This is a genomic window from Zoogloea sp. (genome assembly GCF_044344315.1).
In the GTDB taxonomy this organism is placed as follows: domain Bacteria; phylum Pseudomonadota; class Gammaproteobacteria; order Burkholderiales; family Rhodocyclaceae; genus Zoogloea.
This window is the reverse complement of the sequence record NZ_JBIJDC010000008.1, coordinates 58,990-72,183: the sequence shown is the minus strand read 5'-3', so window position 1 is coordinate 72,183 and position 13,194 is coordinate 58,990. Positions and strand designations below refer to the sequence as shown.

Genomic DNA, 13,194 nt, shown 5'->3' with positions numbered 1-13,194 from the left:
GCAAACAGGTCCGTCTTGATGGCACTACGCTGTTTCATCGCGATAAGCTGCAGCAGGGTTCAGGACGATGTAATTTTACCAAGGGTGGGCGAGCTGAGGTTTTTCGAGGCGCCCGTTAGTTTGTTGCCTTCGCGTCAACGAATGCTTAACATACTGAGTAAATTTACTCAGTATTTGAAAATGACCTTCGAGCGCAAGCAAATCAACACCTTACGCCAACGCCTTCACGAACCTCCAAGATTCATGGTGGTGGTGAGCGGGCCTCGCCAAGTGGGCAAGACGACCTTGGTCAGACAGGTGTTGACTGACTATCAGGGGGCGTCCCGCTTCATCGCGGCAGATCGCCCAGTACAGGAGGTGGGTGATCCCTTTGATACTCAAAGTGCGACAGCCTCGACCCAGCTCCTGGCATCAGCACCGGCGAATGCGGAATGGCTTATCCAACAGTGGATGCAGGTACGCGCCAGGGCGAGGCTGTTGCCGGAGGGGTCTCACTACGTTCTTGCTATCGATGAGATCCAGAAAATTCCGCGTTGGTCCGAGATCGTAAAAGGATTGTGGGATGCCGATCGCGCCGAGAATCTACCCCTGCATGTCATCTTGCTCGGCTCCTCTCCGTGGTTGATGCAGAAGGGACTGACCGAAAGTCTGGCAGGGCGTTATGAGCCCATCAGCATGACGCACTGGTCGTATGAGGAGATGCAGGCCGCTTTCGATCTTTCACTCGACGAATTCATCTATTTCGGCGGCTACCCCGGCAGCGCGAGCATGATCCGTGACGAGTCGCGCTGGAGACACTACGTTCGGACGGCCCTCATCCAACCGAACATCCAGAAAGACATCCTGCAGATCACAAGGGTGGACAAGCCTGCGCTATTGAAAGCCCTGTTCGAGTTGGGGTGCGGTGCCTATTCGGGGCAAATCATTGCTTATGACAAGCTCCGCGGGCAGTTGGCCGATGCAGGGAATACCACGACGCTGGCGCACTACCTGGAATTGCTGTCCCAGGCAGGGCTCTTGAGCGGCTTGTCGAAATTTGCCATACAAGCTTTCCGCAAGCGTGCATCCAGTCCCAAGCTGAATGTCCACAACACCGCGTTGGTTTCCGCCCTGGCGGGATATTCCTTCGCCGAGGCATATGGTGACCGCAGCTATTGGGGCAGGCTGGTGGAGAGCGCCGTTGGCGCCCACTTGATCAACACCGCGTCGGAAGACTCGATGGTTCAGTATTGGCGGGAAAGCCCCCATGAAGTCGATTTCGTGCTCACGAATGGCAGAAGAATTCTGGGCATTGAAGTGAAGAGCGGTGCCCGGTACGCCGTACCAAGGGGGCTCGAGACCTTTGCCGAAAAGTTCAAGGGCGCCAGAACCATGATCGTTGGCGAGGGCGGCGTCTCCCTTGCCGAATTCCTGCTACAACCTGCCGAGCATTGGCTGGAGTAGGACCATGGTGTTCGTGCCTCGTCGCGCCATCAAGTACTCGGATGTTCAAGTAGACGCCGGGGAATATGGGCCGGTCCGCCTGGAAGAACTGCGTGGGCTGGCGGCCTGGGTCTTGTTGGGGGAGCCCGGGGCAGGAAAGTCCAAAGCCTTCGAGATGGAAGCCCTGGCGACGGAAGGGGTCTTCATGTCAATCGCCCGGTTTCTGAGTGATGAGCCTGACCCAGCATGGCATGGAAAGACGCTCTACCTGGACGGCCTGGACGAAACGCGAGCCGGCGGAGGGGATACCTCCACCTTGCTCAACCTACGAGCACATCTAAGAAAACTCGGCAGCCCCCGCTTTCGCATTGCGTGCCGCGCCGCCGATTGGTTTGGTTCGACGGACAGCCAGGCCATTAGTGATCTTTCTCAAGACGGCCAACTAGGCGTCTACGTGCTCGACCCCCTGACCAAAAGCGATGTTGAAGCGATTCTGCGCGAGAACCACGGGGTAGCCGACCCGGATGCGTTTGTCGAGAACGCGCGCCTGCGCGGAGTCGAAGGCCTGTTGGATAACCCCCAGACTTTGGGCCTTCTCGCCGAGGCAATTCGTGACGGTCAATGGCCGACGACTCGACTGGAAACATTCCGGCTTGCCTGTCGCAAGCTCGCGGACGAAGACTCCAAGCAACATCGTGCGCACGCCCGCGCAACGCCTACGCTTGTTGACGAGATCCTGGCGGCAGCGGGGCAGCTTTTCGCCGTAATGCTGCTTTCCGATAAATCGGGAATCGCGCTGGATCGGGAAAGTGCCAATGAGCACTATCCGACTGTTGATGATTTTGCTCCTGCCGATCTTTCCGTCGCCCGGGTGGCGACGACCCGAAAACTGTTCCGTCCGGCCCCCGATGTACCTGAGCGCCTTGTTCCCGGCCATCGGAGCATCGCCGAATTTCTTGCCGCCCAGTGGCTGGCGGAACGGATCGACCGCCAAGGCTTGCCCTTGGGGCGCGTCTTGAATCTATTTCTGGGATTGGATAAACGGACAGTGTCCGGTCTGCGGGGCCTGTATGGATGGTTGGCCTTGCATTGCCAAGCAGCACGACAGCGTTTAATCGACGCCGATCCGCTTACCGTCATCCTCTATGGCGATGTGAAGCCAATGTCTGCAATCGATAAGCGCGGCTTGCTTATCGGTTTGCAGCGGGAGGCAGAAGCGCAGATCTACTATCGTTGGGAGATTCCGTCGGTCAGACAACTCGGTGCGCTGGCGGACGAGGGACTGACGAATGACTTCGCCGCCATCCTGGGACGACAGAAACGGGACGATGCCAGTCAGTCGATGACAGCCTGTGTATTGGATGTTCTAGGCGAAGCTGAACCGATTCCCGGGTTGGGGCCGGCGCTCAAGGCGATTGTCCTTGACCCTGGCCGGTGGCCCGGAATTCGACGGCAAGCACTCGAAACCTGGTTGAGGCACTCGCCTTCAGCCGACGAATCAATCGCTTTGCTGGATACGCTTCGCTTCGGACAGGGTAGCGAGGCCGACGACGAACTGACCGGCGTTCTGTTGGCTGCGCTGTATCCGGGGCAAATCCCCGCGAAAGAACTACTTGGCTACTTGCATCCACCGAAGGAGCGCAAGCTCGTCGGGGGCCGTTACGCAACATTCTGGCGATACATCCTTCCGAGGTCGGCCCCGGAAGCCGACTTGCCGATTCTGCTCGACCAACTTGCCGGACGTACCGACTTGGTGGTGTCCGATGAAATGGCTTTGCGCTTCGATTGGTATCGAATGCTCGGAGCCCTCCTCAGCCGAGCGCTCCAGATCCATGGCGACCATATTGGTGACGAACGGCTGTATGCGTGGCTGGGTATAGGCGCCGACCGGGATGGAGAAAGCCGGTGGGAGAGCGAACACCGGCAGTCGATTTCCTCCTGGCTTGGCGCTCGTCCCCAGCGCTACAAGGCGATCCTCGGACTCTGCTATCGGCACTGCGAATCAGCGGAGCACATCAGGCTCTGTTTGTTCAATCAAGAGCACCGGCTCCACGGTGCACCACCACCTGACGACATCGGCTTGTGGCATCTTGAGCAGGCATCTCTGACAATCCATGATGGATTGGCTGAGCAACATCTATATGAAGCCGTTCGCGCCTTGATGTTCGGAATCGGTTGCGCTGACTTATCGCTGGAGAAGATCGAGGCCTGGGGCGAGGCCAATCCCGGACGCAGGCATTGGCTGGATTCGATGCTGGCTTGGGAGATTCCCGAATGGCGTCAGGAAGAGGCAGTCAGAGCGAAAACACGCAAACTTGAAAGCGCGGGGCAAAAACGCGGCAAGGCCATCGCCATATCCAGGCACCTGGAAACAATTCAAAACGGCACCGCACCGCCGGGCGTCATGCACGAGTTAGCAGGGGTGTGGCTGGATCACTACTTCAATACGCATGGCAGCACGGTGCAGGAGAGATTCGACAGCTATTGCGACAACGGCCGAGAGGTACTGGAGGCCGCCGAGGCCGGATTCTTCCATTGCCCAGAGCGCAGTGATCTCCCTACCGTGGAGGAAATCGTCGATCTCAGCACCAAGCGGACTGAACATTACATCCGCAATCCCTGTCTGGTTGGCATGGAGTTGCGTTGGCGCGCTGGGGAATCATTCGTCGATTGCCTGAGCGAAGAGCAACTGCGTCTTATGCTGGCTTTCCGCCTGACCTATGGCGCCGGAAATGAGCCGGCATGGTTCTCATATCTCGTGCGCACCCGCCCAGCCTTGGTGGCGGAGGTGTTGGTCATCTATGCCGCCGCAACCCTCAAGGCCAGGCAAGACTACGTCTACGGTCTGTATGTGCTCGCCAACGACGCCGACTATCAGGCGGTGGCAGAGCTGGCGGTCATCCCCTTGCTGACGAGCTTTCCGGTTCGCATTAAATCCGTTCAGTTGTCGTATCTCGATAATCTCCTGAAGGCTGCCTTGCGTTACGTCCCCACACAGCTGAAGGGACTTCTGGGGCGGAAGTTGGCTTCGAAAGCGATGGACGTTCCCCAAAAGGTCTATTGGCTGACCGCCGGCATGTTGATTGATCCGCCGCAGTATGAATCCGAGCTTTGGCAATACATCGGCAAGGCTTGGGTCCGTGCCAGTCACCTGTGCGCCTTTGTCAGCGATCGGTACAGTGGTTTGAACAATGACTACCAATTGTCAGCGGTCACACTAAGCAGGCTAATCGAATTGCTTGCACCGCACGCCGAACTGGAACGTCGTTCAGGCCTTGTCACGGGGCCCATGCAGTTGGGGGAAAATGTCCACGCGATGGTGACTCGTCTCGGAGCCCTGGCTACCCAGGAGGCGGCACGGGAGATTGATCGCTTGCTCGCCGTTCCCGCGTTGGGAAAACTGAAATATGCGCTGGACAATGCTAGGTATCAGCTTCAACTGAAGCAGCGTGAAGGTGCTTTCCGTTTTCCGTCCCTGCAAAGCGTGGCCAGCGTGCTGGCCAATCAGGGGCCGGCTAATATGACCGACTTGGCCGCTCTGACGCTCGATGTCCTAGACCAGATCGCTAACAAAATCCGGCGTGACAACGACGATGGCTTTCGCGCTTTCTGGAATGTCGAAAGCGGCAAGCCGACCGGCAAGCGCGAAGAGAATCTCTGCCGCGACGTATTGCTGACGCGACTTCGCTTCGCATTGGGGCCTTTCGGTATCGATTGCCAACCGGAAGGCGATTGTGCCAATGACAAGCGAGCCGACATCCTCATTTCTTATCGAAATGAGTTCCAACTACCTTTGGAGATCAAGCGCGACGACAACCGGGAGCTATGGGCTGCAGTGCGAACGCAATTGATGGCTCAGTATGCGAGCACGACCAAAGCCGCGGGTTACGGGGTTTATCTGGTTCTTTGGTTTGGCAAGGGTGATTTGCCCGCAAGCAGGGACGGAGGCAAGAAGCCTGTTTCGCCGGATGAGTTTCAGACCCGCCTTGAGGCGCTGCTCAATCCGGAAGAGAGGCGGCGCATATTTATTCGGGTTCTGGACGTCAGTTGGCCTGCAAGCAGGTAGAGACCGTTTCGGAGATGCGGACTCTTACTCGCCAAGGCCCTCATCTTCCCCGCCTTCGACAACCGGAAGTCGAGCCCGAGTTCGGGCCGGTTAGCTGACGCCAACCATGACTGTGCTGTATTGGCCGAGGGATCCCGGGTTCGTGAATGGCCCTGTTCAGGGCCGTTGAGTCCCCTCACCGCCGCCGGCGTACCTCGTCCGCAAACACCAGCGCATCCGGAAAGAAATCCAGAAAATCCGCCTCAAACCCCGGGTAAGCCGCCAGCAACTCCTCACCAGCGCCGGCCAGGGGGTTGGGTTGGCGGGCCCGGTGGTGGGCCATGCGGTCGAGGGCGAGGGCCACGTTGGCGGTGTCGCGGTAGCTGCCCAGCCAGTCGTGGGCGGCCATGCGCGCAAAGACTGGTGCGAAGGGGGCGGGCAGGGCGTCGAGCCGGGTGGCGAGCAGGCGGTAGGTTTCGGCGGTGAAGTCGGTCAGGGGGTCGGGGCTGTAGTGGTGCCAGTGCACGGCCAGGAAGTGGTCGTAGAACATGTCCACCAGTACGCCGCCAAAGCGCTTTCTTGTGTCGCTCACCCGTGCCCGGCTGCGCCGGAAGGCGGGGTGGGTGTCGGCGAAGCTGTCGATGCGTCGGTGCAGTCGCACGCCCTCGGCCAGGGCCGGGTCCAGCCACGCGGGGCAGGGTTGCAACAGGCCCTTCACGAAGTCGCCGGCCACCCCGCCGACACGATCGGTGGCGAGGGGGCCGGCGAGGAGGGCGTGGGCGAGGTAGTTCATGGAGGCTTGGGGGGGCGCTGTCGTGTCGGGATGCGGTCGGAAAGAGGCGGGTGTCTCCGGGTGAGTTTCCTCTCCTCTGCGTGTTGCTGGCCAGGTGTCGGCCTTTGCGCAGATTCTTCCGCCCACTCCTGCGAGGATCACCAGGGGCTTTGAAGGTGATACCACATCTTGACCTGCCGGAGGGGTGATGGGGGGCTCCATGTGTCGGCAGACTCCGATCAACGCCCGAAGGGTGACGGACGTCTCCCACAATCAACGATCTTCGTTCGCCAACCCGTGCACCGAGATTGGGTACGGGGGCATGACGTTCAAGAAATCCCTTTCGACTGCTCAAGGTCTTCGTGGCTATGCCGCTATCAAGAGGAATTTTTTCACGGTTTTTCACCCGGCTGGGACAAGAGGAGAACGTATGACTTTGAATCGGTGTATCCCCCTGACGCTTGCCCTTGCGGCAGCGTTTTCTATCAGCAGCGCCTATGGCGCGACGGCCAGCTTCTCGACTCCGGGAGCGACCACGTGGACGGTACCGGCCGGGGTGACATCGGTAACCGTCGTCGCCACCGGCGGGGGCGGGGCGGGCAGCAGTTTCAACGGATTTGCCGCCGGTGGTGCTGGTGCGGTGGTCACCAAGGTGCTCACCACGACCGGCGGGGAAACGCTCACGCTGTTTGTCGGCGGTGGCGGCGGTGCGGGCGCCAACGGCGGTGCGGGCGGCGGTTCTACCAACATCACGGGCACGGCGGGTGGTAGTCCGGTCCTGATCATCGCGGGTGGCGGTGGTGGCGCGGGCGATCTCGGTGCCGGTGGAGCCGGTGCCGCCGGCGGGACTGCAGCAGGTGGCTCGGGCGGTGGCGGGGCTGCCGGTGGTGCGGGCGGCAATGGCGGTATTGGTGGCGCTCCTGGGGCTGGCGCCCCGGGGGGGACTGCGGGCGGCAGTGGTGACGGCGGTGCCGGGGCCAGTACCGCTTTCGCTCCCGTTGCAGGCATCGGCAGCGGGAGTGGTACCGGTGGCGCAGGCGGTTCGACTGGCGGCGGTGGCGGTGGTGGCTACGGCGGCGGTGGCGGCGGCGGTGACCCCGGTGCTTTTGGCGGTGGCGGGGGTGGTGCCGGCGGTTCGACCGGCGGTGACAGCTACGCGGCCGGCACCAACGGTGGCCCGGGTGGGGTTGGCGGCGGAAACGGCTCGGTGAGCTTCACGTGGCCCGACGCGACGGTTGCTGTTCCCTCCCTCAATCAGTGGGGCATGATGATTCTGTCGGGCCTGATGGCGGCTGGCACGCTGGTCGTCATGCGACGTCGCGGGCAGGATTGACCCGCAGCTCGACGCTGGATTCTCGAAACCAACAACGACCCTCGATAGAGGGTCGTTGCACTTTCTGGTCCATGGCCCTTTTGTCGGCTCAGCGCAAGCCCGGCAGCGGGAGCTGAAACTGAGCGGCATGCCCGGGCATGGATTGCTCCTTGACCCATGACGGGACGGGGCATATACGGCAGATTCGCTGCAAGGATTGCGGGTGGAATGCCGTGGGTTCCGCCCTGGCGCGTAGCCCCGTCGCCTGCCTTGTGCGGATCACGTCCGTTCGAGCACCAGGGCGATGCCTTGCCCCACGCCGATGCCGCCGGCCGTCGCTGGGGTTTCAGACGCTGGCCAGGGTGAAGGGGTGGGGACCTTCGCCGGTGCGACCAAAGTCGGCGAGCAGGTGCTGGCCGGCAGGGGCGCGTCGTGGGCGTTGATCAGTCGGTAGGTTTCGGTGGTGAAGGCGACCAGCGGCTCGGCGCTGAAGCGCTGCCAATGCACGGCCAGGAAGTGGTCGTAGAACATGTCCACCATGATTCCGCCGAAGCGCCGGCGCACTTCGCTCACCCGTGCCCGGCTGCGCCGGAAGGCCGGGTGGGTGTCGGCGAAGCTGTCGATGCGCCGGAGCAGCATCACCCCGTCGGCCAGCGCGGCACCCAGCCAGGCCGGTCGGGCTTGCAGCGGGCCCTTCACGGAATTGCCGATTAAGGCGGGGGCGCGGCAGGCCGAATTCCAGGCAGTCAGCGTCCATGAGTCTGCGGCGAGGGCTGAAGTCCTCTCTGAAACGGTCGCTTACCCGATGCTGGCGGTGGCCTGGTTTCCCTCGGCCGGATCGCCCACTGGGTGAAGCTGACGGGGTCTATTGGAGGCGCTGAGGGCGGCTGGAGGGACTGTGGGGGCGACTTCAGTCGCCCGCGGACTTTGACAGACGGCATGCCTGTGATCGACGCGTGGTGGGCGACTGAAGTCGCCCCTACAAGTCGCCCCTACAAGTCGCCCCTACGAGTCGCCCCCTGCGGAGAGGCCGCATCGACCGTCAGGCGATGCATCAGACGGAGGCGATCCGGTTAAAGGGCGGCGGCTGCGCTGCGCTCCAGGTCGCCGCCGCCCAGCACCTTGTAGAGGGTGACGGCGCTGGCGGCGGCCGACAGCTTCAGGCTGACCAGGCCCTGGCGCGCCGCGTACAGGCTGCGCTGGGCGTCGAGGGCGCTGAGGTAGCTGTCCACGCCCTTCTGATAGCGGGCTTCCGACAGGCGGTAGCTGGCGGCGCTGGCGTCCACCAGCTTCTGCTGGGCGTCCAGGCGGGCGTCCAGGGTGGCGCGCTGGGCGAGGGCGTCGGCCACCTCCCGGAAGGCGCTCTGGATGGTCTTTTCGTAGCTGGCCAGGGCGATGTCCCGGTCGGCCTCGGCGGCCTGCAGGTTGGCGCGGTTGGCGCCGGCGTTGAAGAGGGGCAGGCTCACCTGGGGGATGAAAGTCCAGGCGCCCGAGCCCGCCGCAAACAGCCCGCCCAGGCTGGTACTGGCGGTGCCGGCGGTGGCGGTCAGGCTGATGCTCGGAAAGAAGGCCGCCCGGGCGGCGCCGATGCTGGCGTTGGCGGCGCGCAGCTGGCGTTCGGCGGCGAGCACGTCCGGGCGTTCCTGCAGCACGGCGGAGGGCAGGCCGGCGGGCAGGGCGCGCAGGGCCGTCACGCTGTCCAGCCCGGCGGGCGGGAGCAGGGTGTCCGGCACCGAGGCGCCCACCAGCAGCACCAGCGCGTTGCGGTCGATGGTGACCTGGGCGGTGTAGGCGGCCACGTCACGGCGGGCGGTCTCGACGCTGGTCTCGATCTGGCGCAGGTCCAGTTCGGTGCCCACGCCGAGCTCGACGCGCTTCTGGGTGAGGCTGTAGCTGCGCTGCTGGCTGGTCAGGGTTTCCTGTGCCAGCTGCAGCAGGGCCGTGTCGGCCGACAGGGTCAGGTAGGCGCCGGCCACTTCGGCGACCAGGCTGATGCGCGTGCTGCGCAGGGTTTCCTCGCTGGCCAGGTAGGTTTCCAGGGCCTGGTCGCGCAGGCTCTGGAGGCGCCCGAAAAGGTCGATCTCCCAGTTGGCGATGCCCAGGTCCACGTTGTGGCTGCGGCTGGTGACGGCCTGGCCGTTGCCCGACAGCTCGCCCGGCGTGCGGCGGGCGGTGGTGCCCGCGTCGGCGCTCACCGCCGGAAACAGCTCGGCGCGCTGGATGCGGTACTGGGCGCGGGCCTTGACGATGGCCAGGGCGGTGGCCCGCAGGTCGCGGTTGTTGGCCAGGGCCATGCCGATCAGCTGGTGCAGGCGGGTATCGACGAAGAAGTCACGCCAGCCGATATCTGCCACGCCCGGCTGGTCGGCGGCGGTGGTGGTGGTTGGCCAGCGCATGTCCACCGGGGCGGCCGGGCGCGTGTAGTCGGGGGCAAGGGTGGCGCAGCCGCCAAGCAGGCCGGCCAGCAGCAGGGTGAGGCTTAGGGTACGCAGATTCATCATTGCGCTCCTTGGGAGGTGATGGCGGGCGTGGTGGGAGTGGTGGGCGTGGGGGCCGGGCGGGCGAACAGCCGGCGCACCGCCACGAAGGCCAGCGGGATGAAGAAGAGGCCGAGCACGGTGGCGCTGATCATGCCGCCGAGCACGCCGGTGCCGATGGCGACACGACTCGCTGAACCGGCGCCGGTGCTGATGGCCAGGGGCAGCACGCCCAGGGCGAAGGCCAGGGAGGTCATCAGGATGGGGCGCAGGCGCAGGCGCACGGCCTGCAGGGTGGCGTCGATGAGGCCGGCGCCCTCGTCCTGCAACTGCTTGGCAAACTCCACGATCAGGATCGCGTTCTTGGCCGACAGGCCCACGGTGGTCAGCAGGCCGACCTGGAAATACACGTCGTTGGACAGGCCGCGCAGGCTGGCTGCCAGCACCGCGCCGAGCACGCCCAGGGGCACCACCAGCATCACCGAGAAGGGGATGGACCAGCTCTCGTACAGCGCCGCCAGGCACAGGAAGACCACCAGCACCGAGATGGCGTAGAGCAGCGGGGCCTGGGCGCCGGACAGGCGCTCCTGGAAGGATTGACCCGTCCATTCGAAGCCGATGCCCTCGGGCAGTTGCTTGATGATCTTCTCGATGGCGTCCATGGCAGTGCCGGAGCTGACGCCCTCGGCCGGCTCGCCGACGATCTCGAAGGCCGACATGCCGTTGTAGCGCTCAAGCACGGGTGAGCCCATGGTCCAGTGGCTGGCCGAGAAGGCCGAGAAGGGCACCATGCCGCCGTCGCCGTTGCGCACGTACCAGCTGGCCAGGTCCTCGCCCATGGCACGGGCGGGGGCGTCGCCCTGCAGATACACCCGCTTCACGCGGCCCTTGTTGATGAAGTCATTCACGTAGGTGCCGCCGCTGGCGGTGGAGAGGGTGTCGTTGATGTCCGCCATGGCCAGGCCGAAGGCGCCGGCCTTCTGGTCGTCGATGGCGAGGTGGAAGCGCGGCGTGTCGTCGAGGCCGTTCTTGCGCACCTTGCTGAGGGCCGGGTCCCTGGCGGCGAGGGCCAGGAACTGCTCGCGGGCCTCCACCAGCCTGTCGTGGCCGATGCCGCCCAGGTCCTGCAGCTCCACGTCGAAGCCGCTGCTGCTGCCCAGGCCGCGGATGGCCGGCGGCAGGATCACGAAGATCTGCGCATCGCGCACCGCCGACAGGTCGCGGGTGGCGCGGCGGGCAAAGGCGGCCGCGGCGCTGGCCGGGTCTTCGCGCTCGCTCCAGTCCTTCAGCTTGATGAAGGCCCGGCCCGAGTTCTGGGCGTTGCCGCCGTTGCCCATGCCGTTGATGCTGACCAGGCCGGCCACCTCGGGCTGCTGCAGCATGTACTGCTCCAGGGCGCTGACGGCTGCCGTGGTGCGCTCCTTGGTGGCGCCGGCTGGCAGCTGGACCATGGCGATCACGAAGCCCTGGTCCTCTTCCGGCAGGAAGGAGGTGGGCAGGCGCATGAACAGTACCGAAAGGGCGCCCAGCAGCAGGGCATACACCACCGCCGCGCGGCCGCCGCGCTTCAGCAGGCCACCCACGCCGCCCTCGTAGCGCCGGCTGTTGCGGTCGAAGCCGCGGTTGAACCAGGCAAAGAAGCCCGTGCGATGCACGTGGCCGGGCTTGAGCAGGGTGGCGCACAGGGCCGGGGTGAGGGTCAGGGCCACGAGCACCGACAGCAGCATGGCCGCCACGATGGTGATGGAGAACTGACGGTAGATCACCCCCGTCGAGCCGCCGAAGAAGGCCATGGGCACGAACACCGCCGACAGCACCAGGGCAATGCCCACCAGCGCGCCGGTGATCTCGCCCATGGACTTGCGGGTGGCCTCCCGGGGCGACAGGCCCTCCTCGCTCATGATGCGTTCGACGTTCTCGACCACCACGATGGCGTCATCCACCAGCAGGCCGATGGCCAGCACCATGCCGAACATGGTCAGCGTGTTGATGGAGTAACCGAAGGCCGCCAGCACCCCGAAGGTGCCCAGCAGCACTACCGGCACGGCGATGGCCGGAATCAGCGTGGCGCGCAGGTTCTGCAGGAAGAGGTACATGATCAGCACCACCAGCACGATGGCTTCGATCAGGGTCTTGACCACCTCCTCGATGGAGATGCGCACGAAGGGCGTGGTGTCGTAGGCCACCACGGTCTTCATCTGCATCTCGGCCGGAAAGAAGCGCGACAGCTCGTCGAGCTTGGTCTTCACCCGGTCGGCGGTCTGCAGCGCGTTGGCGCCGGCGGCCAGCTTGATGCCGATGGCGGCAGAGGGCTTGCCGTTGTACTGCACGCTGACGTCGTAGCTCTCGCCGCCCAGTTCGATGCGGGCCACGTCAGAGAGATGCACCACCGCGCCGTCGGTGCCGGTTTTGAGGACGATGGCGCCGAACTGCTCGGGCGTCTGCAGTTTGCTGCGGGCGGTGATGGTGGCGTTGATCTGCTGGCCGCCGCGGGCCGGCAGGCCGCCGATCTGGCCGGCGGTGACTTCGGTGTTCTGGGCCTGGATGGCGCTCTTCACGTCGGCGGGCATCAGGGCGTACTTCTGCAGCCGGGCCGGGTCGAGCCAGATGCGCATGGCGTAGCCGGAACCCAGGGCCTGCACGTCGCCCACGCCCTCGACCCGGCTCACCGGATCGAGCAGGCTGGTGGCGATGTAGTCGCCGATGTCGATGGCCGTGGTGCGCGGGTTGTCCGACACCATGGACACGATCATCAGGAAGTCGGTGCCGGTCTTGGCCACCGACACACCCAGGTTCTGCACGATCTGGGGCAGGCGCGACTCGGCTTGCTTGAGCTTGTTCTGCACCTGCACCTGGGCCACGTCCGGGTCGGTGCCGGCCTCGAAGGTCAGGGTGATCTGGGCACTGCCCGCCGAGCTGCTGTTCGACGACATGTAGCTCAGGTGGTCCAGGCCCTTCATCTGCTGCTCGATGACCTGCACCACCGAGTTCTCGATGGTCTCGGCCGAGGCGCCGGTGTAGTTGGCGGAGATGGTGATCTTGGGCGGGGCGATGTCGGGGTATTGCTCCAGGGACAGGCGGCTGATGGACAGGGCACCGGCCAGCATCACCACGATGGCGATGACCCAGGCGAAGATCGGGCGGTCAATGAAGAAGCGGGCCATGA

7 protein-coding genes are annotated in these 13,194 nt (G+C 64.2%); 3 read left to right on the top strand and 4 right to left on the bottom strand.

The genetic code is table 11. The features are described from left to right. On the top strand, window positions 1-1,443 hold a 1,443-nt coding region (locus ACIQ09_RS03210; protein ID WP_398306004.1), incomplete at its 5' end, for an ATP-binding protein. A 4-nt stretch (window positions 1,444-1,447) separates the two neighbouring features. Then, window positions 1,448-5,488: a hypothetical protein gene (locus ACIQ09_RS03205; protein WP_398306001.1), complete on the top strand. Its 4,041-nt coding sequence runs from the start codon at window positions 1,448-1,450 to the stop codon at window positions 5,486-5,488. Window positions 5,489-5,663: 175 nt separating this feature from the next. Here the strand turns inward: ACIQ09_RS03205 and ACIQ09_RS03200 are convergent, their stop codons facing one another. Next, window positions 5,664-6,260, bottom strand: coding sequence for an ACP phosphodiesterase (locus ACIQ09_RS03200; RefSeq protein WP_398305998.1), 597 nt, complete (start codon window positions 6,258-6,260; stop codon window positions 5,664-5,666). 409 nt (window positions 6,261-6,669) lie between these two features. Between ACIQ09_RS03200 and ACIQ09_RS03195 the strand changes: the two genes are divergently transcribed. Then, entirely contained in the window at window positions 6,670-7,572 is a 903-nt protein-coding gene (locus tag ACIQ09_RS03195; protein ID WP_398305995.1) for an IPTL-CTERM sorting domain-containing protein, read from the top strand. Window positions 7,573-7,830: 258 nt separating this feature from the next. On the opposite strand, the gene ACIQ09_RS03190 is transcribed toward ACIQ09_RS03195, so the two are convergent. From ACIQ09_RS03190 to ACIQ09_RS03180, 3 genes are all read right to left on the bottom strand, one after another. Next, window positions 7,831-8,250: an ACP phosphodiesterase gene (locus tag ACIQ09_RS03190; protein WP_398305992.1), complete on the bottom strand. Its 420-nt coding sequence runs from the start codon at window positions 8,248-8,250 to the stop codon at window positions 7,831-7,833. A 374-nt stretch (window positions 8,251-8,624) separates the two neighbouring features. After that, window positions 8,625-10,049, bottom strand: a complete 1,425-nt coding sequence (locus ACIQ09_RS03185; RefSeq protein ID WP_398305989.1) for an efflux transporter outer membrane subunit — start codon at window positions 10,047-10,049, stop codon at window positions 8,625-8,627. Next, window positions 10,049-13,192 (bottom strand): efflux RND transporter permease subunit, encoded by a 3,144-nt coding sequence (locus ACIQ09_RS03180; protein ID WP_398305986.1) that lies wholly within the window; start codon window positions 13,190-13,192, stop codon window positions 10,049-10,051. The genes ACIQ09_RS03185 and ACIQ09_RS03180 overlap by 1 nt, the downstream gene beginning before the upstream one ends. Window positions 13,193-13,194 lie beyond the last annotated feature (2 nt).

Excerpts from the sequence above, each read along its gene's own strand:
- ACIQ09_RS03180 (WP_398305986.1), bottom strand. The coding sequence starts at position 13,192 with ATGGCCCGCTTCTTCATTGACCGCCCGATCTTCGCCTGGGTCATCGCC.
- ACIQ09_RS03185 (WP_398305989.1), bottom strand. The coding sequence starts at position 10,049 with ATGAATCTGCGTACCCTAAGCCTCACCCTGCTGCTGGCCGGCCTGCTT.
- ACIQ09_RS03205 (WP_398306001.1), top strand. The coding sequence starts at position 1,448 with ATGGTGTTCGTGCCTCGTCGCGCCATCAAGTACTCGGATGTTCAAGTA.
- ACIQ09_RS03195 (WP_398305995.1), top strand. The coding sequence starts at position 6,670 with ATGACTTTGAATCGGTGTATCCCCCTGACGCTTGCCCTTGCGGCAGCG.
- ACIQ09_RS03200 (WP_398305998.1), bottom strand. The coding sequence starts at position 6,260 with ATGAACTACCTCGCCCACGCCCTCCTCGCCGGCCCCCTCGCCACCGAT.